Below are 26,065 nucleotides of genomic sequence, written 5' to 3' on the forward strand. Positions count from 1 at the left end.
CACACATAAAACGAGAGGAGTGAGAGAGGTAAAAATATCACTAATTAAAAGACAAAAAAGGGTACTGCAGCTTCACAGTACCCTTCTATTTAAATCCTTCGCCTTACCCAGCTCTACCTTTAGTAATGACTTGAATGATCTCATCAATGCTCATATCTGTAGTTAATGTATGTTCACCGATTTGAACATACTTAGCTGCATTTCTTGATTCTATTCTGCTTACGAATTTTGAAGTGTCCTTAATAAGACCTTTTTCTTTCAGCATTCGTGCCACATCATGACTTACCATTCCCGATGCGATTGTGATCTTATGTTTAACAGGCTTCTCTTCTTTCTCTTCCTCTTTTACTTCTTCTTTCTTTTCTTCTTGTTTCTCTTCTTTTTCTTCTTTTACTTCTTGCTTTTCTTCTGCTTTTTCTTCCTGTTTTGCTTCTTCAACAGGCTCTTCCGGTACATTTACCTCAACTTGTCCACCCATCATCGTTTCATAATCTTGTTGAGACACGACGAGCAGATTATGTTCTTTTAGAAAGGCCTCAATCATGTCTTGGCTTAATTCTGGTGCCTCAGCTGTAGTTTGAGCAGGGGCTAGTATTGATTTAAACACTAACAAGACGATACCTGCGATTAAAAATCCCATCGACAACCCACGCGCTGTATGCTTATCCACGTTTAACCCCTCCTTCTTTCACTTCTTTTAATTTATCTTTCAATTGATTAATTTCTCGCATTAGATTAATTTGAACATTACTGACTTGGGTAGTAACTTCAGATTGATAGTCTTTGGCAAAAAAAGAATAAACGAATAAACCTGCACTTGCTAAAAACAACAAAATGATTAACAACGTCATTATGTATTCCCCCTCAAAATATAGAAATGAAAAGTAGTATATAAGCTATAATTCATTATAATTCGACATATTATATAACCTTAAAAATCATATCACTAATCTCTCATTCAAACAATCTATCTTTATATATTCGTTAAAATTTGAACCGTAAGACCCTTATAGGTATAGGTCTTTCCTTTTAAATAAAGGTAATATATCGTCCATGCGGTAATTTAGACATATGTCGAATTCGGTCTAAAGAAACATGAATGAAGCTATTCACTTATTCAAAACCTAAAGTTGGAGGTGAATTTTATGAGCGATTGGAACAGGCAAGCTGCACGAAACAACCACGATCGGCAACCACATAAAGAAGAAAAGAAAAAATCGATTGCTGATGACATGATTGAGATGGATGTCTTAGAAGAAGTGATGCAAGATGCGAAGTCGATTGATAAGAAATAATAAAAAGCTTTGCATTTAATGTTGGACCTTAGAAAAAACCACTACTTTTCGAAGATCGTAGTGGTTTTTTCGTTGGATCGATGAAATTTCACCTATCTTATTAATTTACAATAAACATTAAGAACATATAGGAGTAAAGTTTGTTTTATCGGCGTAACTTTCAATATATCGGCGAAACTTCCTAATATATCGGAAAAGTGACACAGTATGTCACAATTCGACACCTTGCTACTTTAAACAAACGTTTAATTAACGTGTATGTTCGCCTTTTACTTTTATTTTGGAAAAAACAGCAGGGTTGCTTCAAGCTCTTGCACTAAGCTTTGACCATGAGCGATCATGTCTTGCGGGACTTCCGCATCTTTATTTTCCGGCTCAGAAAATTGGTTCATAAATGAGTTATATTCTAAAATGTTGTCATCGAGTGATTCCTGGAAGTCATGATTTAATAAGAATGGTCTTCCTATTTCTACTTTTACTCCTTTTTGATCTAACTCGCCCTCGACAGCTGTAAAGGGAACTCGTAAGAAAATATAGTTTCCTACCGTTTGGTTAATTTTGTAGTCAAAATAGCCATGATCATAATCCCAATTACCACCAATTATATAACCAAGTGGCTTCAACTTCTCTTCCAAATGTTGAAGCTTAAATTGTTTATTCTCAATGGCAGAATTTAATTCGATCATCCTGCTTCATCCTTTCACTCACGTTGTTACCTTTAGCTTACCCTCTTTCCATTAAAAAATGCCCTGCACACTCAATCGAGTGGCAAGACATTTTTATTTACGTATGGACTGAGATACAGAAGTATTGTTCGCTTAGTCTTTTAATCGTTTTTCGAGTTCTGCTTTTTCTGCTTCAAAACCAGGTTTACCTAGAAGTGCAAACATATTCGTTTTATACGCTTCAACCCCTGGTTGATCAAATGGATTTACGCCAAGTAAATATCCACTGATCGCACAAGCTTTTTCAAAAAAGTACACCATGTATCCAAAATGATATTCGTTCATTTCTGGAACGTTTAAAATTAAATTCGGAACGCCGCCGTCTGTATGGGCTAGCATCGTTCCTTGGAATGCTTTTTTATTAACAAAATCGACCGTTTCACCAGCTAAATAGTTTAACCCATCGAGATCATTATCCGCTTTTTCAACAATCATTTCTTCTCTTACTTTTTCTACATTAATAATGGTTTCAAACAAATCGCGACGTCCGTCTTGAACATACTGCCCCATCGAATGCAAGTCTGTTGAAAAGTTCACAGACGCAGGGAAAATTCCTTTTTGGTCTTTTCCTTCACTTTCGCCATACAATTGTTTCCACCATTCAGAAACATACTGAAGAGATGGTTCATAGTTGACCATTAACTCAATCGTTTTTCCTTTATTATAAAGGACGTTACGGACTGCCGCGTATTGATAGGCTTCGTTTTCTGAAAGACTTGGGTTACTGTATGCCTCGCGTGCATCTTGTGCCCCTTTCATCATCGCCTCAATATCGATACCCGCTGCTGCAAGCGGAAGCAGACCTACTGCTGTAAGTACAGAGAAGCGTCCACCCACATCATCAGGAATGACGAACGTTTGATACCCTTCTTCTGTCGCAACTGTTTTTAATGCGCCTTTTGCTTTATCGGTTGTCGCATAAATGCGCTTCGTCGCTTCTTCCTTACCGTATTTCTTCTCTAAGTAATCGCGGAAAATACGAAAAGCAATCGCAGGTTCTGTCGTTGTTCCTGATTTAGAAATGACGTTAAGAGAAACATCTTTTCCTTCAATGACAGTTAACAAATCTTTCATATAAGTGGAGCTAATATTGTTACCTACAAAGAATATTTGTGGCGTTTCGCGTTTCTCTTTCTCTAATACATTATAAAAAGAATGCTGAAGTGCTTCTAAAGCAGCTCTTGCACCTAAATAAGATCCGCCAATTCCAATTACTAATAAAACATCAGAGTCTGACTTGATTTTTTGTGCAGCTTGTTGAATGCGTGAAAATTCTTCTTTATCATAGTTAACAGGAAGATCCACCCACCCAATATAATCATTTCCTGCTCCAGTTCCATTATGTAATTGCTGATGTGCTGTTTCTACAGCTCCGCTTAAATAGTCAATTTCATGTTGGTTGAAAAATGGTGTAGCTTTTGAATAATCAAAGCGTATCGTACTCATTAATGTTGATCCTCCTAAATTGAAATACATTCTCCACTCTCTCTACTCTAATAGCTTTTCCTTTACATCAAGGTAACATGCTCTTTTTAAAGAGCAGCTGTTAATATTTTAGCTGTATCTTCTTTATTTAATTTCTTAAAGTTTCCAAAGTCACCAAACAGAGCAGCAATCTCTGCCATTTCCTCCACGCGACTATCATCAATATCATAATCAGCTAAACGTGCAGGGGCACCAATGCTTGTCCAGAATGCTGAAAGTTTTTCAACACCTTCTAATGCGATTTGCTCATCCGTTTTCCCTTCTGGTTCTACTCCAAAGACACGCGTTGCCAGCTGAACATGACGGTCTAAGTTTTCCGACATTGCGTATTTAATCCAATGCGGGAATAAAATTGCGAGTCCGCCACCATGCGGGATATCATAGACAGCAGAAACGGCATGCTCAATATTATGTGTCGCCCAATCCCCACGAGCACCCATTTGCGTAAAACCATTCAGTGCCATCGTACCGCAATATAATATTGTTTCACGATAATCATAATTATGTAAGTCTTCCACAAGTTTCGGACCAACTTCCATAACAGTTGTTAGAATGGACTCACAAATCCGATCTTGAAGCGGTGTATTTGCTGTTTGATGGAAATAAGCTTCAAGTACATGGCTCATCATATCGACAATTCCATAAATCGTTTGATCCTTAGGAACTGAAAACGTATAAGCTGGATCAAGAATTGAAAATTTTGGGAAAGAATATGGACTAGCCCAGCCTACTTTCTGGTTAAGTTCCCAATTAGTAATTACGGAGTTTGCATTCATTTCAGAACCTGTGGCTGCTAAAGTTAAAACAGTCCCTAATGGTAATCCACCTGTTGGGCGTGCTTTTCTCGTAATAACATCCCAAATGTCCCCATCATATTTAGCTCCAACCACGATCGCTTTAGCGGCATCTATGACACTACCGCCACCTACAGCTAATACGAAGTCAATCTCTTCTTGGCGACATAAATCGATTCCCTTTTGTACAGTAGTAAGTCTCGGATTTGGTTCAACACCAGGTAATTCAACGATATGAGCATTTATTTTTTCAAGTTCATTAAGAACGTCATCATAAACACCATTTCGCTTAATACTTCCTCCACCATAAACAAGAAGTACACGAGTACCAAACCTTTTTACTTCTTTACTGAGTTGTTCGATCTGACCTTTACCAAAAATTAATTTTGTTGGGTTAACAAACGCAAATGATTGCATGTATATACAACTCCCTTCACCATTATTATTAACGAGAAACCTCTTCGTTGCAACAATCTAGATACGAAAAGATACTATTTAGTTCTTATTAGATATTTAACAGCAAAATCCTCTTAAACAACGGTTTAAATTTTTGTAATTTAGAAAGAAATTTGCTGAATGCATATTTCTATATAAAATACCTCATTCTAAAAAAAGAGCACAATCTTTATCAGTGCTACAAAAAATGACGGAGGTGGATGTTATGAGTGGCATTCAGCGTACAGCTTTAGTATTGGCAATCATTGGAGCTATCAACTGGGGTTTAATTGGTTTCTTCCGATTTGACCTGGTGGCTGCAATCTTTGGTGGTCAGGCAGCTGGTTTCTCCCGCTTTATTTATGCACTTGTTGGTTTAGCTGGACTTTATTGTATTTCCATTCTCTTTAAGCCTGATGAAGAGCTGGAAAGAAGTCCTCAACCAGAGCGTTAATATGTAAATGATTCCAAATTAATATTTATGGAAAAAAAAGAGAGACCTGTTTCCGAGCAGGTCTCTCCTTTTTGTTATTAGATTAACGCTTAGAGCGTTTGTTTAATTCTGCTTGAATTTCGTTAGATTGTTTTAACCAATCTTTTAGCTTATCTTCAAGCGTGTTGAAACCTTGAGTTGCACTTTGTTTTTCTTGCTTTCTACCGCCGCCTTGTGGACGAGCTGGACGAGCTGGACGCTCTTTTCTTTCTGGACGCTCTGGAGCCGGTTGAGTTGCACGAATAGATAAAGAAATCTTTTTCGTGTTCTCATCGATTGTTAATACCTTAACTTTCACCTCGTCTCCTACTGATAAAACTTCATTAATATCCTTAACGAAACCGTGGGCTACTTCAGAAATGTGAACTAGTCCTTGTGTGTTTTCATCTAATGCTACAAACGCACCAAACGCTTTAACACCAGTTACTTTACCTTCTACGATGCTACCTACTTCTAAATTTGCTACCATACAATATACAACTCCTAAATATTTTTTAACCTTCTTAGTCTAACATAACTTTAATATTAAATCAAAAATATTACTTTTTAGCCGACTGTTTCTTATCCTTTGAATAAACAGGTTTTGAATTTCGGTTTTGAGGACTTTGATCCTTTTTATAATCCGTTATTTTACCATATTGATATTGCTTTTCATGAAGTGTGATTTCAAAAGCTTGCGCCCACTTTTTTAATTTATTGATTTCGTGCTTTGTGATGATTGAAATAACAGTTCCTTCTTTCCCCATCCGTCCCGTTCGGCCTGCACGGTGTAAGTATCCTTCTTTCTCGTCAGTCAATTGGAGATTAATCACATGCGTAACATTTTGAATATCAATTCCACGAGCAGCAACATCCGTTGCCACTAGAATTTGAAGTTCTCCTTTACTGAACTTTTCCATTACATCGGCTCTTTGAAATTTGTCTTGCTCACTTGAAAGCGCGCCCGCTTTAACTCCATGATAATTAAGTTTATCAACAGTTTCCTTTACTCTTTCTAAGTTGTTAACAAATACCATCCCTCTTGAAATGTTTAAATTGCGGATCATTCCTCGAAGTTGCTCAATTTGTTGTCTTCTGTCACCGACAATAAATAAATGTTCGATCTTATTTTTGACTATACCCTCATCTACAGAAATGAAAACGGGGTCAGAGACCTTTTGAGAGAGGCGGTTCATCAGCTCTGGCGTCGCGGTTGCTGATGCAAAAATAAATTGGCAGTTTCCAGGCATTTTACGCTCTAACTGTACATAGTCTTCATTACTTTTTCTATCTAGAATTTGTCGATCGGCCTCATCAAAAACAACAGCTTGTACATGATGCATCTTTAATTTTGATTCAGCTAGTTCAATAATTCGACGCGGTGTCCCGACAACTAATTGCGGTTTTACCTTTTTTAATTTTTCTAACTGACGTTTGATGTTACCGCTGCCGATAAACGCTTCCACGTCATATGGCGTATCTTTTGTTAAATCTTTTACTTCTTGAAAAATTTGCATTGCCAACTCTTGTGTTGGTGCGACAATTAATGCTTGAAGATCCTTTTTCGTTTCATCGAGCTTCTCCAATAATGGGAGGACGAAAGCTAACGTTTTGCCACTGCCGGTTTGAGAATGGAGCACTACGTTTTTGCCTTCGATTATGGCTGGTATGCCCTGTTGTTGAATTTCTGTCGGTGCTTCTATTCCTTTAGCGTTTAAAACTTCTACATAGCGTTCGTTTAACCCTAAATCTAAAAATGTTTTACTCACAAATATCCCTCTATTCTATAATTAAAAACTTCTTATATTGTTCATATTGTTCAACATTCATTTGATGTAATACATTTAAAAAGGCTTCTTGATATGTACCTATCCCTTTTTCTTTGGATTGTTCATATGCGATTTCTCCTGCGATGCCATAAAAAGCTAATCCTTCAGCTAACGTTTGCACTTGATTTTCTTGTTTATTCACCGAGAGAAATGCACCTAATACTGCGCCAAGTAAACATCCTGTTCCAACCACTTTTGTCATCCACGGATGCCCATTTGCTATTTCATACGTTTGTTCACCGTCTGTAACAACGTCCGTTTCTCCTGTAATGACTGTAATTGTATTAAAAATTTCTTTTGCCTTTTTCGCTAAAACATCTTTCGGAAGTGTTGTTGAGCCATCGACACCCTTTATCATACCACTTTCACCTAGGAGAGCGGCAATTTCTCCACCATTTCCACGCAGGACATCAATGTTTATTGCGGAGAGAATTCGTTTAGTCGTCTCCGTTCGATAAGAGGTAGCACCCGCACCGACTGGATCTAAAATAACCGGAACACCTGCTTTGTTTGCGGCTTGTCCTGCTAATATCATCGCGTCCACTTGTTCATTATTTAATGTACCGATATTTAATAATAGTGCCCCAGCCATTTGAGCAAGATCTTGAACTTCTTCTTTCGCATAGGCCATGACGGGTGATGCTCCAATCGCAAGGAGTCCATTCGCAGTAAAATTCGTAACGACAACATTGGTCATACAATGTATCAGTGGCTGATCTACCTTTATTTTTTCAAAAATATACATAATTAACACCTCAATTAATTTATTTTACTGGATTTTGTATAAAGTCATAAATATCGGGGAATAACTGTTTACTACCATATAGTATTCCCCCTTTTAAGACAAGGTGTAAACGCCTTGTCTTTTTTTATTGTTTTGATTGTAATTGATAAATGTTGGGAATGTGTGAGTATGTTGAGATGAGTGTAGGTTGCACCGGTAATATTTCGATTTATTACAATGTTGTACATCATAACTCAGAGACTTCTTCTGGTTTTTGGAATAGCCTTGTTCTAAACTTCAACTTAGTATCCAATTTTTCCAGTTACAGGAATATTTCTGCTCTAAACCCCAACTTAGATTCTGTTTTTACCAGTTTCAGGGATATTTCTGTTCTAAACCTCAACTTAGGATCATTTTTTACCAGTTTAAGGGATATTTCTACTCTAAACCTCAACTTAGGATCATTTTTTACCAGTTTAAGGGATATTTCTGCTCTAAACTTCAACTTAGGTTCATTTTTTACCAGTTTCAGGGATATTTCTACTCTAAACCTCAACTTAGGTTCATTTTTTACCAGTTTCAGGGATATTTCTACTCTAAATCCCAACTTAGGGTCTGTTTTTACCAGTTTAAGGGATATTTCTGCTCTAAACTCCAACTTAGGTTCTGTTTTTACCAGCTATAGGAATATTTCTGATCTATACCCCAACTTAGGTTCATTTTTTACCAGTTACAAGTATATACCTGCTCTAAACTTCAATTTAGACCTTATTTTTACCAGTTTTCAGGAATTCACCTGCCCTAAACCTCAACTTAGACTCACTTTTTTCCATTTGTAAATTTTCACGAATATATTATGTACGGTGATGCAAAATCTATTAAAAAATGCTGTCCTTTAAAGCAATATTGCAAAATTAGCGTTAACTAACTGCTTATTGCTTCTAGGGACAGCATCTTGAAATAAACTATAGATTGTGTGAGCTTTAACAATGCTTTTCTAAAAATTGGCCAATTCGGCGGACAGATTCTTCTAGGTTTTCCATAGATGTGGCGTAAGAACAACGAATATGTCCTTCCCCGCCTGCACCAAAGACATCTCCAGGAACGACAGCCACTCGTTCCTCCAGAAGAAGCTTCTCTGCGAATTCTCCTGAGTCAAACCCTGTATTTCTTATCGAGGGAAACGCATAAAAAGCGCCGCCTGGTGTATGGCATGGCAAGCCAATTTCTGCAAACGATTTAACAACAAAATTACGACGTTGGTGGTAGCTTTGAACCATTTTCTTTACATCAACTAAGCCGTTTTGCAACGCTTCTAGCGCCCCATACTGTGCCGGTGTAGATGCACACATCATCGTGTATTGATGGATTTTTAACATCGCCGCTGTAATATCCTCTGGGGCGAGTGTAAAGCCTAATCTCCAGCCGGTCATGGCAAAAGATTTTGAAAAGCCTGAAATGACAACGGTACGTTCACGCATATCTGGCAGGCGAGCAATCGAATAATGACTCGTATCGTAAGAGAGCTCTGCATAGATTTCATCTGATAACACGAGTAAGTCATGCTTTTTAATAACATGAGAAATGAGTTCCAACTCCTCTTTTGTCATCACTGCACCTGTTGGGTTATTCGGAAAACATAGCATCACAAGTTTTGTTTTTGGTGTGATCGCTGCTTCTAATTGAGCAGGCGTTAATTTAAAAGAGTCTTCTTTCTTCGTTCCTACGGATATAGGAATCCCTCCTGCGAGAGAGACGATCGGTGCATACGAAACGAACGTCGGCTCAACAACTATGACTTCATCTCCGGGATCAACGAGCGAACGAATCGCAATATCAATGGCCTCACTTGCTCCAACCGTAACAAGTACTTCACTTGTAGGGCTATAATGAAGGGAGAATTCTTCACTCATATATTTTGAGATTTCTTCTCGAAGTTCTAGAAGTCCAGCATTCGCTGTATAGGCTGTAAATCCTCTTTCCATCGAAGAGAACGCAGCTTCACGAATTTTCCATGGTGTGACAAAATCTGGTTCCCCAACACCAAGAGAAATAATATTATCCATCGTCGATGCGAGATCAAAAAAACGTCGGATGCCTGACGGTTGAATAGACTGAACAGCTTTTGACAGACGTTGGTTAATACGTGTAGAATTCGTCATTACGGAGTCACCACAATTCTACGGTCTTCTTCACCGTCTTCAAACACAACCCCATCATGCTTATATTTTTTTAATTGAAAATGTGTTGTAGTTGAAATAACGGATTCGAGCGTCGATAATTTTTCCGAAACAAACCGCGCAATTTGAGACATACTTTTTCCTTCAATCACAACCGATAAATCATAAGCACCTGACATTAAATACAGCGCCTTTACTTCAGAAAAACGATATATTCGTTCTGCTACATCGTCAAAGCCTACTCCTCGTTGTGGCGTCACTTTCACATCAATCACTGCTGTTACATTTTCATGATCATGCACTTTACTCCAATCAATAACAGCCGAATAACTTAGAATCACTTTTTCTTTCTGCAGTTTCTTTAGAATATTTTCAACTTCTTCCTCACTTAAGTCCAACATTTTCGATAATGTATTTATACTTATACGGCCATTCTCTTCAATGATTTGGAGAATTTCTATTTCTTTACTATTCACCCGTATACTCCCCTTCCTATCTACTCGTTGTTTTGTATTTTTTATTTCGTCTATAATATCATATTAACTGTCATTAAGGACTTACTTTTCTAAAAATTCACGGAAGTTAATTCTTAGATTTGAAGGGACGTTTTTTTGATATATGACTTACTTTCTTAAGTTGGATTTTAATACGCAAATTTTTAATTATATATAATTTCTATGTAAACGGTAATTACGGAAAATGACAATCAGACTTTCGTCACCTCGTGGAAGGTCGTTAGTCTTCTATCCGATCAAAAAACTGCACGCCACCTTTTTTTGTCAAGATGACGTGCAGTTCGAACGTTCTATTTATTCATTAAAAAATTTCTTTTAAAAAGTCTTTGTCATGCGACAGCCAATGTTTCATCAGCTTTTGTGCGCCTTCTAGATCATGTAACTTCGCTTGTCCACACTGTTTTTCATTGGCCGCTGGAACTTCTGTTAGTTCGATCGAATAGTTCATCGTCTGCTCGAGAACATCGATAATATCCTCGACTGAAGGCGCACCACTTACAATTAAGTAGAAGCCTGTTTGACAACCCATTGGGGAAAGGTCAATAATATCAAAATGTTCATGCTCCTCGGCAAAGCGACGAATGTTCAATGCTAGCAAATGCTCTAACGTATGAATTGCTTCTGGGCGCATGGCTTGTTTGTTTGGCTGGCAAAATCGAATATCGAATTTATTAACAACACCGTCTGTTCCAACTTTGTGTGTACCACAAGGGCGAACGAATGGTGCTTTTACAATCGTATGATCGAGTTCAAAACTTTCAACTGTCGGCATAGATGATCACTCCTAAGAAATGGTCTTTTTCCAACAAGTATAATGGATTGATCAATCATTTGTCTAATAAATTCTGAAAATTACAATTGTAGGATCCGTATAGTAGCAACGTCACCCTTAACGAATATTATTGATCATTTTTATCACTCGGTTGATAACCGTTTAATTCAACCTTTTTAATCCCGTTTTGCTCAGCAAACATATAAACATCATCAGCATATGTATCTGGCTTGAATTTCGCTAGCTTCCAGCGCATCCCTTTAATTGGTTTGATGAGTACGTTCGGGACTCCTCGTAAGCTGATAAAATAAATTTCTTTCACTTCATCCGCTGTTGCCTCTTTTTTTACAATCACCAAGCCAAATAAAATAACACGATAGGTTAATGTGTTGCCTTTTATTTTAAATTCATAGGACAAAAAAAGTGCACATACAAAAATAACTAGAGCAATATAGGGTAAAAACATAATTCGTTCATTTAACATAAATAAATTTATAATTGTTAAAAAAATTAAGATCACCCATATCGTTTTTCCTTCTTTTGTGTGATAAATCTTCTCCAACGTTATTCCCTCCAGCTGTCAATTTTCATTATTATAGTACCATTTTTAGAGGTTGCTAGCACTTTTTCCTTTCATATTTTTGTCATTTCCTCTATAATATTTAGAGTACCGAAATATTTTCAACAAGAAGGTGTGTACCGTGACGATAGAAAAAAAGAATATTGTCATTATGTGGTTTGCTAACTTTCTCGTTGCTGCTAGTGCTACAATGGTTTTACCATTTTTATCGTTGTACATTAAAACATTAGGCGATTTTTCTGATGCATACGTTCAGCAATGGGCAGGTTACGTATTCGGTGTAACATTTCTCGTTGCCTTTTTATTTTCACCGATTTGGGGAAGATTTGGCGATAAGTACGGACGAAAAAAAATATTAGTAATTACATCAGCAGGTATTGGATTTAGTGTTCTATTAATGGGGTTTGTCACTTCCGTCACTGAATTGTTTATACTACGAGCTTTCATGGGAGTCGTGACCGGTTTTATACCAATGTCTGCCGCGTTAATCTCAGCACAATGTAAAAAGGAAACCGCTGGGCGAACACTCGGGACCTTGCAAACAGGAACGGTAAGCGGTGGTTTATGCGGACCGTTACTCGGTGGATTGCTAGCGGACACTGTAGGGTTCCAGTACACGTTTACGTTAACTGGTGCTGTTATCATTCTAGCTTCCTTGCTCGTATTATTTGGAATTAAAGAAGTAGTTTTTAAAGAACCAAACGAAGAGAAAAAAGTATATACGCGAAAAGAAGTCGTTATGCACATATTCAAAAGTCCGATTTTGATGTCGGTTATGTTGATTTCTCTTGTGATACAAGCAGCTAATTTCAGTATTCAACCACTATTAGCTCTCTACGTTCATGAATTAACCCGGACTGAGAATTTAGCTTTTCTTGCCGGCTTTGCTTTTTCAGTTACTGGGCTCGGAAATTTAGTTGCTACACGCAGATGGGGGTCTTTAGGAGACAAAATTGGCCACGGAAAAGTATTAATCATTTTGCTATTTACATCTGCCTTGTTTTTTATTCCGCAAGCACTCGTAACCGAACTATGGCAACTTATTATCCTACGTTTTCTATTCGGTCTTCAAATTGGCGGGCTACTTCCTTGTATGACGGCCTATATAAGGCAACTAGCACCTCTTTCCATTCAAGGCGAAGTGTTAGGCTATAATGTTAGCTTCCGATTTCTAGGAAATGTTATAGGGCCTGTAATGGGCGGCGTGATAGCTGCAGCGTTCGGGATTGGGATGGTATTCTATATTTCCGGTTTCCTTCTTGTCATTAGCGCGATCTTTTTATGGGTATCTGTCTCTCGCGAAAGCAAAAGGATTCAAGAAAAAGAACACATGTCAGCATAAAGTACGTTATTCAGATGCTGTAAAACTTTATAAAGGTTCAAAGAATGCTAGGGTGTCTTTAGTTATAAACTAAACTTACCTTAGCATTTTTTTATGGCGATACGTACGTCTAAAACAACAGGTTTAAGCAGCGTTATTTGGGGAATTTATAGTAAGGCAGGGATTATTTCTTACGTTGTTGAATTGTTATTAGACGACAATAGAACCGTTGTACATTGCAACTTTCCGAAGTAATGAATGAGATAGGATGAGCCTTATGAAACCAAATCGAATACCGCCGCTTTTGTTTTTTGGCGAATTATATGAACGACTAAAAAAAGACCCCATACAAGATTGGGCAGCACAGCTTGCCTTTTATTTTTTGCTATCGATTTTCCCACTTCTCATTTTTATCTTAGCGGTACTTCCTTACTTACCACTAGATGTTTCGCAGATCTATGATTTTGTTGAGGAGTACGCCCCTTATGAACTTGCTGATCTATTTATTACAACCGTTTTAGAACTTGTTGCTGAACCAAAAGGTGGATTACTTTCTTTCGGGATTATTGCGACGATCTGGTCGGCTTCGAATGGAATTAACGCTTTAATTCGGGCACTGAACAAATCTCATAACATTGAAGAAACGAGATCATTTATTAAAGTTAGACTCTTGTCTATTATTCTGATGCTTGGCTTAGTCATCGTTTTCATGGTCACTCTTGTCTTACCTGTCTTCGGTAAGTTAATTTTAGAGGCGATTGACTCGATCTTTCATATTACAGATCATGCGTTTATTTTGTGGAACCGGCTTCGCTGGGTCATTGGGATTGCCATTATGACGTTGGTTTTAGTCCTTTTATATATGATTGGTCCGAATCGAAAAATTGGGTTTAAAGATGCGATATACGGTGCGCTATTTGCCACCATTTCATGGCAGCTTATTTCACTAGGATTTTCCATTTATGTTATGAATTTTGCGAACTTCTCGGCAACCTATGGCAGTCTAGGAGGCGTTATCATTTTAATGTTTTGGTTCTTCCTAAGCGGATTAATTCTCGTCATTGGGGGAGAAATTAATGCTACTTTACAAAACCACCGCGCGAATTTAAGAACGAATAAGTGAGGTTGACACTCTTTAGTAGGTCGATAAGTGAGGGGCGGTAAAAAGATAGTGGTGAGGGAACATGGAGAAGAAGCTCTCCAATGCCAATTAGGTTGTTTTTTGTTGAAGGTCGAGGCGGTGGAAAAATTAGAGTGTTTAGTATTAAGCGGACTCAGAGGCCCTTATTTGACAGAGTTGCTCGGATTTTCTACTTTAGAGGACTCAGAAGCCCTTATTTGCCACAAAACATCAATAAACATGGCGAATCCACCGAAATAAAGGCCTCTCAGTCCGCTATCTAGTCAAATTTGGCACTTTTTAACGAAATAAGGGTCTCTCAGTCCGCTAATTTTCATCCTCGTGCGCTATGTAATTTTCTGCTCGTGCCACATGTAGTTTTACACTCATTCAACATGCAGTTTTCCGGTCTTGTAGCACACACATTTTTCCACTCCCTTCCACATGTAGTTTTCTCTTCATGTACCTTGCAGTTTTTCGGTCGTGGCACATATACTTACCGCCCCGTCACAACTCATTCGAATCACTCATACATTCAATGAAAACTAAAGAAACACCTCCAAACAGTATTAGGGTGTTTCTTCTTCATGGTATTTATTTTGTGACAGCAACTTGAAGTGTTGCTTGTTCTTCTTCAATTTCATCATTGAGATGGTAGAACACTTTAGCAAACCAGGCAATCGTAATCGTAATAATCGAAAGAATTCCTAGCAGCGTGAACAAAGCCGTTAAACTGTACATTTCAGCGAAAAATCCTCCAAATGCTGCACCGACTGGCATTCCCGACTGAGCAAGTAATGTACGAACCGCAAATACACGGCCACGGATTTCATCAGGCACTCGTTTTTGATAGAATGTCGTGTTGTTAATCGTGAAAACCATTGCAAAAAATCCTGAGAACATTACAACGATTAACGCCATCCAATACGATGTTACCCAACCAAGAAGAGCAAGTAACACCCCACCCATCCATAAGCTGCCTAACATAACACGGCGAAGGTTTTTCGGTTGATTAAACGTTCCTGTTACGAGCGAGCCTAATAACATTCCTAAAGGAAAGGCTGACATAAACAAACCGTACTGAAATTCATTACCACCAAGATGGTCAAGAACAAAAGGAAGGAACATCGGCATTGCCGCTCCAGAGCTAAAGTTAGAAATCATCAGCAAGATGCCAATCCAAAATAATACGGGATATAATCGATAAAACTTAAGACCAGCTTTAAACTGTACAAACCATGTTTCTTTTTTCTCACTAGCTGCTTTCTTCTTGGCACTTGGAATAAATAATAAGACAAATCCTGATACAGCCATACAAAAAACTAAGAAAGAAAGGACAGGAACAACCCCTAACACTGACATCAATAACCCGCCAAGAGCAGGACCAATTAACATCATGAGCTGCATCGTTCCTTCTAAAAAGGAATTTCCTTTCATTAACTTATCTTTCGGTAAAATTTGAGCCACATAAGCCATACTCGTTGGCCGGAAAAGTGGTTCTGCTACACCTAAAGTCGCTGCAACGATGTACAAATGCCATACATTTAGTAACCCTAGTGGATATAAAATAAGCGGTACTAAGAAAACGGCTGCACGAACCCACTCAGATAAAATCATAATCTTTTTACGATCAAATCGGTCTAAATAAGGTCCTGCTAAAAGAGTTGTTAATAGTGATGGAACCATAAACGTAATCCAAATACTTCCCATCGCCATCTTTGAACCTGATAATTCATAGACAAGCCACGAAATGATGAATGTAGCAAACGTTCCGCCCAGAGCAGAGGAAGCCTGAGCGATCCAAACAGCTGAAAACGCACGGTTTTTAAATAAGTCTCCCATTTTTTCGCCTTCCTTTTATTCAAATCATTTACAATCTATTTTTCTTTAAAAACTTAATTTCATCGGCAAACCCGATCCTATGCTTAATTCTTTTGATCACTATCTAAAAAAAAACGACTAAGCAATTGTTCCATTCCCCTGTAGCCTTCTTTTCGAAAGCGATAATGATGTTGCTGGTTTTCAGAAAGAACTAGACTTAGTAACCCTGATGAGCGAAGAACTATTAAATGGTGGTGAACTGTACTTTTCGCTAACCCTATAAATTTTTGGATATCAGAGAATGTTCGATCCCCTTGCGCTAAATATTTTAATATCTTCATACGATTTTCATCGCTCAAAGCCCGTATCGTTCGCATTAACTCAATTGGCGGACTTCCTTCTTCTACGGGTTTGGCATCTACCGGATAAAAGTAGATATACTGATCAATGGTTTTTTCATGCAAGATCGTTGGCGAGTAATGATATTGCGGAATTAATAAAGCGTCTCGAACACTTTCTTTCGGCGGAATGACCCCATTTGTCAGCTTTTCAACAAGCTGTGAAGCATCCAACTGTTGTTGTAGAGCAAATCCTTTTTTGACACTCTCCCTTAAATTGTTCAGGATCTGGTCATCGAACGTTGCAAAATAAGCGTCATACCACTCTCGTAGAAGCGGGATTACATCTTTTACATTTGGAGGAATTTGATCTTTAAATTCAGTACATTCATAAGCTGGTGTAATTAATTCTTTCATTTCTTCCTGCTCTATCTGACTGAGAAGCTCTAAGATGTCGTCTTGCTCATCAAACGATTGTGACAACAAGTAATATTGAATAACTGCAACTTTTATTTTTGTTTCCTTTTTCTTCACTTCCTCCTGAAATTCGGAACTGAGGTTGGATTTCACATCGTTGACCCAACTAAGCCCAAGATCGGTTCTTTTTTGTCCTCCTTTATCGGAAAAGACGTAGAAACTTGTGAAAAATTCATAGATTGGATGAAACATAATGGTTACTTTCATTCTGTTCGACTCCGATCGAATTATTTATAGTTCGATTATATTCGAACAGTTTGTTTTTAGCAATAACCTTTTGTAAAATATTTCAATAAATAGGCGCAAAATCACAGCTAGTGTTCAATACAAAAATAACCCTACCCTAATAGGGAAAATCGTATTTGATACACTAGCTAAAGAAATTTCCACCCGTACAATTGACACACACGTCAACAAAAAAAATAGCCGCTACTAGTAGCAACTATTTGGTCATCCAGAAACACTGGGTTCAGTAAGAATTTTTAATTGGCGATGCCTTCCATTAAGTACAAATTCAATAAGTTTGCAATTTCTTCTTTAGGGATTTTTTTATTTTTTAATCCCCATGTATGGGCTAGCGAAATATACATTTTTAAGATGAGAAAAGCCGTTATTTTAGGATCACAAGGTTTTAATTGATCTTTATCCAACGCATAAACAATTTCTCTTTCAATAAACGAGATAATTTCCTCTTCTAGTACAGCAATTGCATCTATACAAGCAGGAGTACCAAATTCCTTTACTTCTTGGAACAGTTTTATAACTAAAGTATGAGTTTCACGGTAATCAAGAATACGTAACATGGCTCGATGTAAGTTAATAGAGAAAGACTGTTCATGATCAATCTCTTCGTTTGCCACTTGTTTCATTTCTCTTGCAAGGTCATTAATAATCTCTTGAAATAATTCCTCTTTCGTTGCAAAGAAAGTATAAATGGTTGCTTTACCTACCCTTGCAATTTTCGCTACTTGATCCATCGTTGTCGCTTTATACCCGAATAATGAAAATGATTTTGTTGCTGCTTGAATTATTACTTTCTTTTTATCTTTCGCCACGGTTTCCCCTCCACACCCTGACCTAAGAACAAAACTAGTCTTAAGCTGTCTATTTTCTTTGGTTAAAATATACTTTTTACTCTATTTTACAATATAGACGAAATGTTAGGTAAAAAAGTTTCAAGGAAATGTTGGAATTATAGTACAAGAAAAGTGTAAGGCTCATGTTACCCGTATAGCTCTGACCTATCGCACATGTACTTGTAAACAACTTAGAGACTAAAAAAGTGCCAACACCCTACTTTTGCTGAAATATCCAGCAACCTTTTTCGTAGGATGTTGACACATTACTTTTTTATTATGGTTGGTAATGAATTGGAGAACCTGGTCCTAAGTCGATACCGAAAGTCATCCAAACAATTAGCATGATTACCCACACAATCGAGAAGACAATCGAGTATGGGAGCATGGTCGAAATTAATGTTCCAATCCCCACCTTCTTGTCATACTTTTGTGCAAAAGCAATAACAATGGCAAAGTATGGCATAAGTGGAGAAATTACATTCGTAGTTGAATCCGCAATACGATATGCCAACTGTGTTAATTCAGGGGAATACCCTAAATTCATCATCATCGGGACAAATACCGGAGCCATAATCGCCCATTTTGCAGAAGCACTTCCGATAAATAAGTTAATGACACCAGCTACAAATATAAACGTTAAAATTAACGGTAATCCTGTAAACCCTGTTGTTTCCAGGAATTCTGCACCTGAAATCGCTAGAATTAATCCAAGGTTTGTTTCATTAAAGTACGCCACAAATTGTGCAGCAGCAAACGCTAATACGATATACGACCCCATTGTCGCCATCGTGTCAGAAAGCTGATCTGCCACGTCTTTGTCACTTTGAATTGATTTCGTAATTTTCCCGTAAACAAAACCAGGAATAAAGAACATGATTAAAATGACGGGTACAAGTGAAGCGAAGAATGGTGAGTTAATCACCTCTCCATTTTCACCACGTAACGGCCCCCACTCTGGAGCGATTAATAGTGCAATTGCAACACCTGTTACAATAAATGATACAAGCGCTCCAATTAATCCTTTTTTCTCTACAGATGAAATTCCATTTACGGTTTCGGTAATACCGCCCTCGTATTTTCCTAAGCGCGGTTCTACAATTTTATCAGTAACGAGTGTACCAACAATCGTTAGCATAAACACACTGGCAATCATGAAGTACCAGTTCATCGCGTAGTTCATCGCTGCCGCATACTCTGGATTTAATACAGCTGCAGCTTCTTGAGTCAGACCACCTAATAATGGATCGAGCGATGTTAATAATAGATTGGCACTAAATCCGGCTGATACACCAGCAAATGCCGCAGCTAAACCAGCTAAAGGATGTCGGCCGAGTCCAGCAAATAGGACGGCTCCAAGTGGTGTTAGTACAACGTAACCTGCATCGGCAGCCATACTTGACATAATCCCACCGAATACAAGAGCTGCTGTAATTAGTTGCTTAGGAACCGAAGTAACTAATGCACGCAACGCCGCACTAATTAAACCGGAACGTTCTGCAATACCAATCCCTAGCATAGTGACAAGCACAGTACCTAACGGTGCAAAACCTGTGAAGTTAGCAACCGCACTTGTGAACATATATTGAATTCCTTCAGCGCTCATTAAATTTTTGACTTCTAGTACTTCCCCTTCATTTGCAGGGTGTTCTACTGAAAGACCAATGGCTGAAAGAAGTCCTGAAAGTAAAATAACAGAAAAAGCAAAAATAGCAAATAGCGTAACAGGATGAGGTAATTTATTACCGACCCGTTCAATCACATCAAGCGACTGATAAACAACGCCTTTCTTTTTGTCTCTCATGCTTGACCTCCTTTAAGTCTATTAGAAAATTATTATATTACAAACACAGTTTCTTATTATATACAATATAGAGATAGGATTAAAGGCAATTATCAAAATTCAGTATTTTTAATTTTTTCCTTTTTATCCCTATATTTTCCCTAATTATAAAACCTTTGTATGTTTACTAAATAATTACAACCTAATAACCCCTCCACCTAAAAGAAGTATTAGTCATCAAAAAAATTCACCTTCCATATTCATGTTTCACCCATTTTGGTTGTAAATAGTAAAAAATTCCGTTAAAACTCTTGTTTTCATGTATATTTATTAAAAAAACGGCAACGATGATAGCAACTAAGTAAAATTAGTAGATTTGGGAGGGTAAATTATGAATAAAACTGAACTAATCAATGCGGTTGCCGAGCACTCTGAGTTAACGAAAAAAGATGTTTCAACTTGTGTCAATTCACTATTTGAAGTTATTTCTGATACACTAGCAAAAGGTGAAAGTATACAAATTATCGGTTTTGGTAACTTTGAAGTACGCGAACGCGCTGCCAGAAAAGGTAGAAACCCACAAACGGGTGAGGAAATCGAAATCGCCGCTAGTAAAACACCTGCATTTAAAGCAGGAAAGCAATTAAAAGACGCAGTTAAATAAACAACCATAATGATCTAAGTTAAATATTTTACTGTTAAGCGAATTCGAACAGCTGGAGCAAGACTTAGGTGAACAGACTCAATATAAATTAACACACGAAAAGCGGAAGACGCCTGCTTATCGGCGACAAGCGCTGGAGGACCAGCGATACGTGTCCTGTCTTTGGACACGTTTGATGGACCGAAGCGACCTCGAGCCGATGGCGTCTGCAGCTAGACACACGAAAAGCGGAAGCGCCCGTTTAGCGGCGCTTCCAAAAAAAGAAAAGGCCGCACTTGTGCGGCCTTTTCTTTTTAATTAATTCCATTATTCAGCGTAGTACATAACAGCAATTGCACCTGGTCCTGTATGTGTACTTATAATCGGAGTCGTAAAGGCAATGTTTATTTTATCTTCAACAACACCATCATTCATAAATGATGTCTTGATTTGATTGGCAAGCGACTCGGTATCCGCATGCGCAATTCCAATCGATTTTACCGTCTTCCCATTCATTTCTTCTTTGAACTGTCCTTGAACATATTTAATTAACTGTGAATACGTTCTTACCTTAGTCACTGGCGTATAGACACCGTCTGCTAATGAAGCGATTGGCTTAATTTTTAACAATGAACCGATTAATGCCTTTCCTCTGCCGATACGTCCGCCTTTCACTAAATAGTCTAACGTATCTACCATGATATAGAGTGATGTATTTGACCTAACTTCCTCTAAACGTTGTAAGATTTCTTCTTTACTTTTGCCTTCTTTTGCCATTTTTGCTGCTTCAATGACTTGAAAAGACAAAGCGGCTGAAATAAACTTCGAATCTACAACGGTAACTGGAACATCAACTAGACCTGCAGCCGTTTCAGCCGCAGCAACTGTTCCACTCATACCAGATGTCATATGGATTGAAATAATTTCACTACCGTCTTCTCCAAGGCGATTATATGTATCTACAAAAGTACCGACAGCCGGTTGAGATGTTTTAGGGATTTCTTCAACTTGTGTTAACTTTTCAATGTATTCTTGAGACGTAATATCAACACCATCTAAATAAGATTTCCCCTCAATTGTTACAGATAACGGAACGATCTCGACATTTAAATCCTTTAATTGCTCATAGAAATCAACAGTTGAATCAGTTACAATTTTTATCTTTGTCATACTAGCCCCTTCTTACTCTTTAAAATAATAGTTTATCAATAAAAATAGATATTACATCAAGCTTAATGGTCAATTAAATACTTGTAAAGAGTATAGTCAAAAATGACTAATACTTTTCCTATTTAAATTCTTGTAATTTTAAAAATTTTGATTGACACTTCCCTTAACATTAAATATCATATTGTTAACCAAAACAATTCATGAGGTGAACAATATGTCTACAACGTCAAAATTTAAAACAAAAGATTTAGTCATGGTTCCATTATTCGTAGCACTGATGGCGATCGGAGCTAACTTAACTTCATTTTTAGTGATCGGCGGTGTTCCAATTACCCTTCAGTCAATCACTGCTATTATGGCTGGTGCCTTATTAGGTAGTAAGTTAGGTGCTATTTCGATGACCGTTTATATGCTAGTCGGCTTAGTAGGTGCGCCTGTTTTTGCTCAATTTAAGGGCGGATTAAGTACACTCGTTTCACCAACCTTTGGATTTATATTAACTTTTATTCTAATGGCCTATGTCACAGGAAAAATTGTAGAAAAAGCTAGTGTAGCCTCTCTAAAAACATTTTTAATTGCAGGTTATACAGGCTTAGCAATTAACTATATTCTTGGTACAAACTATATGTACTTCGCATTTACTACGATCGCTCAAGCTCCAGAGGGCTTCACTTACGGAATGGCATGGGCATGGATGGTTGCCCCTCTCATTAAAGACATTATCGTTACAGCTATCGGCGCAATTATTTGCGAACGAGTCTACAATGCCACTCGCAAAAACGCAAGAAGCTATAACGCAGCATCCTAAAAGCTGCGTTATAGAAATAGGTGCCAGGCACCATTAACACTGTACCGTATCACAGTGTTGATGGTGCCTGGCACCGTTATAAGAATGAATAAGAAAAAGACCCCCGATTTCCCGAGCGCCTTCTCTGAGAAGGAATTTTTTAAAGAGAAAATTTTGGCGTCTTCTACTTTAAATATCCACATACTTTTATTGTGTTTATGAAACATTTTCTCCATCTTCTATTTTAAAAGAGTCTAACAAATACCCATTTTCATCCTTCACAAAAGTAAAAGTGACAGATAACACATCATTTGCGGGATAGCCGTATCGAGCATACTGGTGCGCAGAACCGCCGTATTCTTCTTCATCGTAAAACTCAATGTAGACATTTTCTCCTGTCACAATAATGGTATCCCCTTGTTCTTCAAATACTAGCTCGTCTTCTGGTAATAAACGAAGACCTGGATTTAAGATGGTTTTTCTCACCGTTTCATAGTAACCATTTGTTAGATTAGTTGTAGAATTATAAACATTAGATTCCTGAATATACGTTTGAAATGGCTGCTTGTACACTAAAACCTCATCGTCTTCTTCAAAAATGCGATCCACCATATAAAGAAGACCATCTTCTGTTACTTTTGTGTCTAGTAATTTTTTAATTTCATCGAACGTATGAAACTGTTCATTGTAAAACATCTCTCCATACGGACTATGATTTTGAAAGAGCTTCGTAGAGGTGTTAAAAATATCATTTAAGTGATAAATAATTTCTCTTTCATCAAAAGTAGAACAACCGCTTAAAATGAGAAAAACTAAGCCTATACTAACCATTTTCAATCTATACTTCATACACATTCCCCTAACACATCCATACTAAATATATAGACGTATTTACCCTGTATAAAGTTTCATTAATCTATCATTTTTTTGGAAAAAATAAAAAATTATAAAATCATAGCAGCAACCCAACCTAAAATGAGCAACGGAATATTAAAATGGATAAATGTTGGAACACAAGTATCCCAAATGTGATCATGTTGCCCGTCTGCATTTAATCCTGCAGTTGGTCCAAGCGTACTATCAGATGCTGGTGCTCCAGCATCTCCTAATGCTCCAGCTGTACCAATTAAAGCAATGATGGCAAGTGGACTAAACCCTACTGCCACACCTAGAGGAACAAAAATAGCTGCAATAATCGGAATCGTTGAGAAGGATGAACCAATTCCCATCGTAATGAATAAGCCTACAAGAAGCATTAGTAATGCGGCCAATGCTTGGTTATGGCCAATGACACCTGCCACTTGTTCAACAAGCAGGTCCACATGCCCCGTTTCCCTAATAACGGCTGCAAATCCTGATGCAGACAGCATAACAAATCCAATAAAGGCCATCATTTTCATACCATTAGTAACGAGTTCATCTGACTCTTTCCATTTTATCGTTCCACTTAAATAAATGACTACTAACCCTGCTAGAGCGGAAATGATCATTGATTTCGTAAGAATTTGGACAACTAATGTAACAAGGATTGCAATAATAGCAAAAACAATCGAGCGTTTCGTATAGTTTTTATCCAAGCTTGTCTCACTAGTCATTAACTCTTTCGTTTCATAGTTTCGTTGTTTTCGATAAGTGATAAACACAGCAACAAATAACCCGATCAATAAACCAGCGACAGGTAACAATAATGCTGTTGGTATATCCGATCGATTAATCACAAGTCCACTTTCAGCTATATTCGCTTCGAGAATATCGTGATAAATCGCACCAAATCCATATGGTAGCAATATATAAGGTGCTGTTAATCCAAAGGTAATGATCGTTGCAATTGCACGACGATCAACTGCTAGTTCATTTAAAATCTTCAAGATTGGCGGGATTAAAATAGGGATAAACGCTATATGAATTGGGACAACGTTTTGTGAAAAGCATGAAATAGTAAGTATAAGAATAAAAATTAATGCCTTTGATAATGCTTTTTTCCGACTGTCTCCCTCTCTTCCTACGACAGCTATTGCCATTTTTACAATAACATCAGGTAACCCTGTTCGACTGATAGCAATAGCAAAACCACCGAGTAACGCATAACTTAGTGCTACATTTGCACTGCCCCCGAGACCATTTGTAAACACATCAATTGTTTCGGTTAAACCTAAACCTCCAAGTAGTCCACCTGCCAATGCACCAAGAACAAGGGCAATAACTACGTGAACTCTAGCTAAGCTTAGCACTAACATAATAAGAACAGCGATGATCACTGCGTTCATAATAAATCCTCCTTAACGACCACAAAAACACTTTAGTGTATTAAATAATTAACATGCTAAAGACTATCATTTCTCGTCCACTGAAGTCAATGTAATATTTTACTAGAAAAGTATCAAACACTCAGAGTGTTGTTTTGTAATTCGGAGTTTTTATTAAGTTTCGTAGTTTTATTTTCAAGTTTGTCAATTTTATTTTCAAGTTTGTCAGGTTTATTTTTAACTTTGTCAATTTTATTTTCAACTTATGGTCACTTATCGATTTCTCAACACCATTTGATCAAATCCGACTACTTGTTTATTCCGCTCACTCACTACTACGCAAAAAAAGACTGACATGCCAGCCTTGAACAATCGCTTGTTCAAAGTGACATAGTCAGTCTCCTTGCTGTTCTTATTTCACATTACTGCGCTGCTTCAATTTCAGCTTGTAGCATTTCTAAAATCATCTTGCCGTCTTCGTCAACCACTTCGTTTACAAAATACTCACGAACTGGCTCTGCTAAAGCTCTGAATGCATCTCTTTCCGCTTCTGTTAGCTCAATTACTTCTGTTGGATGCGTTTCATTATCAACGATAGAGTCTAATAGCTCCTCATTTAACTGTGCTTGAAGGTCAAATCCTACCGGACGCATTTCTTCCACTGTCTCATCAATCATGTTACGGATATCTTCAGGTAAACCATTATAGAAGTCTGGGTTTACTGTTGTCATCGCAACGTAAATATTATGTCTTGAAATCGTCATATGGCTTTGTACTTCATGGAATGAAGCATCTTCAATAAAGAAGATTGGGTTTTCTTGACCATCAACTACTCCACGATCTAATGAAGTATAAAGTTCTCCCCAGCTCATTGGCGTTGGATCTGCACCATAGGCTTGATACGAACGAACAATTAGTGGAGATTCCTGTGTTCTCATTTTAAAACCATTGAAATCTTCTGGTGTACGTAACTCACGGTTACCTGTCCACTGCATCGCACCTTCTGTCCAGAATGCAAGCGGCTTAATATTATGTTCTTCATACTTGTTTGCTAAATGAACGTTTAACGCTTCACTTGTATCTAAAATATGTTGGTTTAACTCCATATCATCTGTAAATAAAAATTGCAGTGCAAAAAGTTGTCCTTCATCAACCATTGTTCCTGTAAAACCTGGAGATACAATAGCAAATTCAACAATTCCACTTTGAAGCTGCTCCACTTGGTTTACTTCATCTCCAAGTCCGCCAAATTCAAAGACTTCAATGTTAATATCACCGTCTGATTTTTCATGTAGACGCTCGGCAAACTCTCTTGCATATTCATATTGAACTTGACCTTCCATCTCTTCTGTTACAAAAGTCCAATTGTATGTGCCTTCACCGCTTGCGCCTTCACTTCCACATGCAGCAAGGATCATACTGACCATAATAGCTAACGTTAGTAACATGACTTTTTTTTGTTTAAAAAACATCAAAT

Annotated in this window: 30 protein-coding genes; 8 read left to right on the forward strand and 22 right to left on the reverse strand. The window is 37.6% G+C overall.

What is annotated here, in order from left to right:
• Positions 1-103 precede the first annotated feature (103 nt).
• Complete coding sequence (locus tag AC2VNP_RS01200) at positions 104-670, reverse strand: hypothetical protein (RefSeq protein WP_486915334.1); 567 nt, start codon at positions 668-670, stop codon at positions 104-106.
• Positions 663-851: a hypothetical protein gene (locus AC2VNP_RS01205; protein WP_486915336.1), complete on the reverse strand. Its 189-nt coding sequence runs from the start codon at positions 849-851 to the stop codon at positions 663-665. The genes AC2VNP_RS01200 and AC2VNP_RS01205 overlap by 8 nt, the downstream gene beginning before the upstream one ends.
• 294 nt (positions 852-1,145) lie before the next feature.
• Between AC2VNP_RS01205 and AC2VNP_RS01210 the strand changes: the two genes are divergently transcribed.
• Positions 1,146-1,295 carry a hypothetical protein gene (locus AC2VNP_RS01210; RefSeq protein ID WP_486915337.1) on the forward strand — a complete coding sequence of 50 codons (150 nt, stop codon included), beginning with the start codon at positions 1,146-1,148 and terminating at the stop codon, positions 1,293-1,295.
• Positions 1,296-1,570: 275 nt separating this feature from the next.
• Here the strand turns inward: AC2VNP_RS01210 and AC2VNP_RS01215 are convergent, their stop codons facing one another.
• The 3 genes from AC2VNP_RS01215 to AC2VNP_RS01225 all read right to left on the reverse strand — a co-directional run bounded on the left by AC2VNP_RS01215 (position 1,571) and on the right by AC2VNP_RS01225 (position 4,716).
• Complete coding sequence (locus AC2VNP_RS01215; RefSeq protein WP_486915339.1) at positions 1,571-1,981, reverse strand: YugN-like family protein; 411 nt, start codon at positions 1,979-1,981, stop codon at positions 1,571-1,573.
• 132 nt (positions 1,982-2,113) lie between these two features.
• A complete protein-coding gene (locus tag AC2VNP_RS01220) occupies positions 2,114-3,466 on the reverse strand; it encodes a glucose-6-phosphate isomerase (RefSeq protein WP_486915341.1) in 1,353 nt (450 codons plus the stop codon).
• 86 nt (positions 3,467-3,552) lie between these two features.
• Entirely contained in the window at positions 3,553-4,716 is a 1,164-nt protein-coding gene (locus AC2VNP_RS01225) for an iron-containing alcohol dehydrogenase (RefSeq protein ID WP_486915343.1), read from the reverse strand.
• 244 nt (positions 4,717-4,960) lie between these two features.
• On the opposite strand from AC2VNP_RS01225, the gene AC2VNP_RS01230 reads away from it, so the two are divergent.
• A complete protein-coding gene (locus AC2VNP_RS01230; RefSeq protein ID WP_075387890.1) occupies positions 4,961-5,188 on the forward strand; it encodes a DUF378 domain-containing protein in 228 nt (75 codons plus the stop codon).
• A gap of 82 nt (positions 5,189-5,270) precedes the next feature.
• Here the strand turns inward: AC2VNP_RS01230 and yugI are convergent, their stop codons facing one another.
• The 8 genes from yugI to AC2VNP_RS01270 all read right to left on the reverse strand — a co-directional run bounded on the left by yugI (position 5,271) and on the right by AC2VNP_RS01270 (position 11,788).
• Entirely contained in the window at positions 5,271-5,696 is a 426-nt protein-coding gene (gene yugI / locus AC2VNP_RS01235; protein WP_486915345.1) for a S1 domain-containing post-transcriptional regulator GSP13, read from the reverse strand.
• Positions 5,697-5,766: 70 nt separating this feature from the next.
• A complete protein-coding gene (locus tag AC2VNP_RS01240; RefSeq protein ID WP_486915347.1) occupies positions 5,767-6,975 on the reverse strand; it encodes a DEAD/DEAH box helicase in 1,209 nt (402 codons plus the stop codon).
• 10 nt (positions 6,976-6,985) lie between these two features.
• A complete protein-coding gene (gene thiM, locus AC2VNP_RS01245; RefSeq protein WP_486915349.1) occupies positions 6,986-7,780 on the reverse strand; it encodes a hydroxyethylthiazole kinase in 795 nt (264 codons plus the stop codon).
• Between the two features lie 301 nt (positions 7,781-8,081).
• Positions 8,082-8,417, reverse strand: a complete 336-nt coding sequence (locus AC2VNP_RS01250) for a hypothetical protein (protein ID WP_486915351.1) — start codon at positions 8,415-8,417, stop codon at positions 8,082-8,084.
• A gap of 325 nt (positions 8,418-8,742) precedes the next feature.
• Positions 8,743-9,921, reverse strand: a complete 1,179-nt coding sequence (locus AC2VNP_RS01255; RefSeq protein ID WP_486915353.1) for an aminotransferase — start codon at positions 9,919-9,921, stop codon at positions 8,743-8,745.
• Positions 9,921-10,421 carry an Lrp/AsnC family transcriptional regulator gene (locus AC2VNP_RS01260; protein ID WP_486915438.1) on the reverse strand — a complete coding sequence of 167 codons (501 nt, stop codon included), beginning with the start codon at positions 10,419-10,421 and terminating at the stop codon, positions 9,921-9,923. Before AC2VNP_RS01260 ends, AC2VNP_RS01255 begins: the two co-directional genes overlap by 1 nt.
• Positions 10,422-10,755: 334 nt before the next feature.
• Entirely contained in the window at positions 10,756-11,226 is a 471-nt protein-coding gene (locus AC2VNP_RS01265) for an S-ribosylhomocysteine lyase (RefSeq protein WP_486915355.1), read from the reverse strand.
• Positions 11,227-11,353: 127 nt separating this feature from the next.
• Entirely contained in the window at positions 11,354-11,788 is a 435-nt protein-coding gene (locus AC2VNP_RS01270; protein ID WP_486915357.1) for a hypothetical protein, read from the reverse strand.
• A 169-nt stretch (positions 11,789-11,957) separates the two neighbouring features.
• Here AC2VNP_RS01270 and AC2VNP_RS01275 point away from each other — a divergent pair, with 169 nt between their 5' ends.
• The 3 genes from AC2VNP_RS01275 to AC2VNP_RS01285 all read left to right on the forward strand — a co-directional run bounded on the left by AC2VNP_RS01275 (position 11,958) and on the right by AC2VNP_RS01285 (position 14,250).
• Entirely contained in the window at positions 11,958-13,148 is a 1,191-nt protein-coding gene (locus AC2VNP_RS01275; protein ID WP_486915440.1) for an MFS transporter, read from the forward strand.
• Between the two features lie 93 nt (positions 13,149-13,241).
• Positions 13,242-13,382 carry a hypothetical protein gene (locus AC2VNP_RS01280; RefSeq protein WP_486915359.1) on the forward strand — a complete coding sequence of 47 codons (141 nt, stop codon included), beginning with the start codon at positions 13,242-13,244 and terminating at the stop codon, positions 13,380-13,382.
• Positions 13,383-13,404: 22 nt separating this feature from the next.
• Positions 13,405-14,250 (forward strand): YihY/virulence factor BrkB family protein, encoded by an 846-nt coding sequence (locus AC2VNP_RS01285; protein ID WP_486915360.1) that lies wholly within the window; start codon positions 13,405-13,407, stop codon positions 14,248-14,250.
• Positions 14,251-14,841: 591 nt separating this feature from the next.
• Here AC2VNP_RS01285 and AC2VNP_RS01290 read toward each other — a convergent pair.
• From AC2VNP_RS01290 to AC2VNP_RS01305, 4 genes are all read right to left on the reverse strand, one after another.
• Positions 14,842-16,089 carry an MFS transporter gene (locus AC2VNP_RS01290; RefSeq protein WP_486915362.1) on the reverse strand — a complete coding sequence of 416 codons (1,248 nt, stop codon included), beginning with the start codon at positions 16,087-16,089 and terminating at the stop codon, positions 14,842-14,844.
• Positions 16,090-16,172: 83 nt separating this feature from the next.
• Positions 16,173-17,090: an ArsR/SmtB family transcription factor gene (locus AC2VNP_RS01295; RefSeq protein ID WP_486915364.1), complete on the reverse strand. Its 918-nt coding sequence runs from the start codon at positions 17,088-17,090 to the stop codon at positions 16,173-16,175.
• A gap of 275 nt (positions 17,091-17,365) precedes the next feature.
• On the reverse strand, positions 17,366-17,938 hold the full coding sequence (locus AC2VNP_RS01300; RefSeq protein WP_486915366.1) for a TetR/AcrR family transcriptional regulator: 573 nt from the start codon (positions 17,936-17,938) through the stop codon (positions 17,366-17,368).
• A 298-nt stretch (positions 17,939-18,236) separates the two neighbouring features.
• Entirely contained in the window at positions 18,237-19,763 is a 1,527-nt protein-coding gene (locus tag AC2VNP_RS01305; RefSeq protein ID WP_486915368.1) for an AbgT family transporter, read from the reverse strand.
• 370 nt (positions 19,764-20,133) lie between these two features.
• Here AC2VNP_RS01305 and AC2VNP_RS01310 point away from each other — a divergent pair, with 370 nt between their 5' ends.
• Positions 20,134-20,406 (forward strand): HU family DNA-binding protein, encoded by a 273-nt coding sequence (locus AC2VNP_RS01310; protein ID WP_075387876.1) that lies wholly within the window; start codon positions 20,134-20,136, stop codon positions 20,404-20,406.
• A gap of 14 nt (positions 20,407-20,420) precedes the next feature.
• Here AC2VNP_RS01310 and AC2VNP_RS01315 read toward each other — a convergent pair whose 3' ends face one another.
• Entirely contained in the window at positions 20,421-20,576 is a 156-nt protein-coding gene (locus AC2VNP_RS01315) for a hypothetical protein (protein ID WP_486915371.1), read from the reverse strand.
• 5 nt (positions 20,577-20,581) lie between these two features.
• Here AC2VNP_RS01315 and AC2VNP_RS01320 point away from each other — a divergent pair, with 5 nt between their 5' ends.
• The gene (locus tag AC2VNP_RS01320; protein ID WP_486915373.1) at positions 20,582-20,707 is read left to right on the forward strand and encodes a hypothetical protein; all 126 of its coding nucleotides are present in this window, start codon (positions 20,582-20,584) and stop codon (positions 20,705-20,707) included.
• A gap of 5 nt (positions 20,708-20,712) precedes the next feature.
• On the opposite strand, the gene AC2VNP_RS01325 is transcribed toward AC2VNP_RS01320, so the two are convergent.
• Entirely contained in the window at positions 20,713-21,555 is an 843-nt protein-coding gene (locus tag AC2VNP_RS01325; RefSeq protein ID WP_486915375.1) for a DegV family protein, read from the reverse strand.
• Positions 21,556-21,769: 214 nt separating this feature from the next.
• Here AC2VNP_RS01325 and AC2VNP_RS01330 point away from each other — a divergent pair, with 214 nt between their 5' ends.
• Complete coding sequence (locus AC2VNP_RS01330; RefSeq protein WP_486915376.1) at positions 21,770-22,363, forward strand: biotin transporter BioY; 594 nt, start codon at positions 21,770-21,772, stop codon at positions 22,361-22,363.
• A gap of 195 nt (positions 22,364-22,558) precedes the next feature.
• Here AC2VNP_RS01330 and AC2VNP_RS01335 read toward each other — a convergent pair whose 3' ends face one another.
• The 3 genes from AC2VNP_RS01335 to AC2VNP_RS01345 all read right to left on the reverse strand — a co-directional run bounded on the left by AC2VNP_RS01335 (position 22,559) and on the right by AC2VNP_RS01345 (position 26,060).
• Entirely contained in the window at positions 22,559-23,191 is a 633-nt protein-coding gene (locus AC2VNP_RS01335) for a hypothetical protein (protein ID WP_486915378.1), read from the reverse strand.
• A gap of 95 nt (positions 23,192-23,286) precedes the next feature.
• On the reverse strand, positions 23,287-24,609 hold the full coding sequence (locus tag AC2VNP_RS01340) for a Na+/H+ antiporter family protein (protein ID WP_486915380.1): 1,323 nt from the start codon (positions 24,607-24,609) through the stop codon (positions 23,287-23,289).
• Between the two features lie 401 nt (positions 24,610-25,010).
• Positions 25,011-26,060 carry a DctP family TRAP transporter solute-binding subunit gene (locus tag AC2VNP_RS01345; protein ID WP_486915382.1) on the reverse strand — a complete coding sequence of 350 codons (1,050 nt, stop codon included), beginning with the start codon at positions 26,058-26,060 and terminating at the stop codon, positions 25,011-25,013.
• Positions 26,061-26,065: the final 5 nt, after the last annotated feature.

The organism is Alkalihalobacterium sp. TH-98 (genome assembly GCF_057473385.1).

Bases quoted from the DNA above. Each gene is read 5' to 3' on its own strand.
- AC2VNP_RS01205 (WP_486915336.1), bottom strand. From the start codon at position 851: ATGACGTTGTTAATCATTTTGTTGTTTTTAGCAAGTGCAGGTTTATTC.
- AC2VNP_RS01210 (WP_486915337.1), top strand. From the start codon at position 1,146: ATGAGCGATTGGAACAGGCAAGCTGCACGAAACAACCACGATCGGCAA.
- AC2VNP_RS01215 (WP_486915339.1), bottom strand. From the start codon at position 1,981: ATGATCGAATTAAATTCTGCCATTGAGAATAAACAATTTAAGCTTCAA.
- AC2VNP_RS01220 (WP_486915341.1), bottom strand. From the start codon at position 3,466: ATGAGTACGATACGCTTTGATTATTCAAAAGCTACACCATTTTTCAAC.
- AC2VNP_RS01225 (WP_486915343.1), bottom strand. From the start codon at position 4,716: ATGCAATCATTTGCGTTTGTTAACCCAACAAAATTAATTTTTGGTAAA.
- AC2VNP_RS01230 (WP_075387890.1), top strand. From the start codon at position 4,961: ATGAGTGGCATTCAGCGTACAGCTTTAGTATTGGCAATCATTGGAGCT.
- yugI (WP_486915345.1), bottom strand. From the start codon at position 5,696: ATGGTAGCAAATTTAGAAGTAGGTAGCATCGTAGAAGGTAAAGTAACT.
- thiM (WP_486915349.1), bottom strand. From the start codon at position 7,780: ATGTATATTTTTGAAAAAATAAAGGTAGATCAGCCACTGATACATTGT.
- AC2VNP_RS01255 (WP_486915353.1), bottom strand. From the start codon at position 9,921: ATGACGAATTCTACACGTATTAACCAACGTCTGTCAAAAGCTGTTCAG.
- AC2VNP_RS01265 (WP_486915355.1), bottom strand. From the start codon at position 11,226: ATGCCGACAGTTGAAAGTTTTGAACTCGATCATACGATTGTAAAAGCA.
- AC2VNP_RS01275 (WP_486915440.1), top strand. From the start codon at position 11,958: ATGTGGTTTGCTAACTTTCTCGTTGCTGCTAGTGCTACAATGGTTTTA.
- AC2VNP_RS01280 (WP_486915359.1), top strand. From the start codon at position 13,242: ATGGCGATACGTACGTCTAAAACAACAGGTTTAAGCAGCGTTATTTGG.
- AC2VNP_RS01285 (WP_486915360.1), top strand. From the start codon at position 13,405: ATGAAACCAAATCGAATACCGCCGCTTTTGTTTTTTGGCGAATTATAT.
- AC2VNP_RS01290 (WP_486915362.1), bottom strand. From the start codon at position 16,089: ATGGGAGACTTATTTAAAAACCGTGCGTTTTCAGCTGTTTGGATCGCT.
- AC2VNP_RS01295 (WP_486915364.1), bottom strand. From the start codon at position 17,090: ATGAAAGTAACCATTATGTTTCATCCAATCTATGAATTTTTCACAAGT.
- AC2VNP_RS01305 (WP_486915368.1), bottom strand. From the start codon at position 19,763: ATGAGAGACAAAAAGAAAGGCGTTGTTTATCAGTCGCTTGATGTGATT.
- AC2VNP_RS01310 (WP_075387876.1), top strand. From the start codon at position 20,134: ATGAATAAAACTGAACTAATCAATGCGGTTGCCGAGCACTCTGAGTTA.
- AC2VNP_RS01320 (WP_486915373.1), top strand. From the start codon at position 20,582: ATGGACCGAAGCGACCTCGAGCCGATGGCGTCTGCAGCTAGACACACG.
- AC2VNP_RS01325 (WP_486915375.1), bottom strand. From the start codon at position 21,555: ATGACAAAGATAAAAATTGTAACTGATTCAACTGTTGATTTCTATGAG.
- AC2VNP_RS01330 (WP_486915376.1), top strand. From the start codon at position 21,770: ATGTCTACAACGTCAAAATTTAAAACAAAAGATTTAGTCATGGTTCCA.
- AC2VNP_RS01335 (WP_486915378.1), bottom strand. From the start codon at position 23,191: ATGAAGTATAGATTGAAAATGGTTAGTATAGGCTTAGTTTTTCTCATT.
- AC2VNP_RS01340 (WP_486915380.1), bottom strand. From the start codon at position 24,609: ATGAACGCAGTGATCATCGCTGTTCTTATTATGTTAGTGCTAAGCTTA.
- AC2VNP_RS01345 (WP_486915382.1), bottom strand. From the start codon at position 26,060: ATGTTTTTTAAACAAAAAAAAGTCATGTTACTAACGTTAGCTATTATG.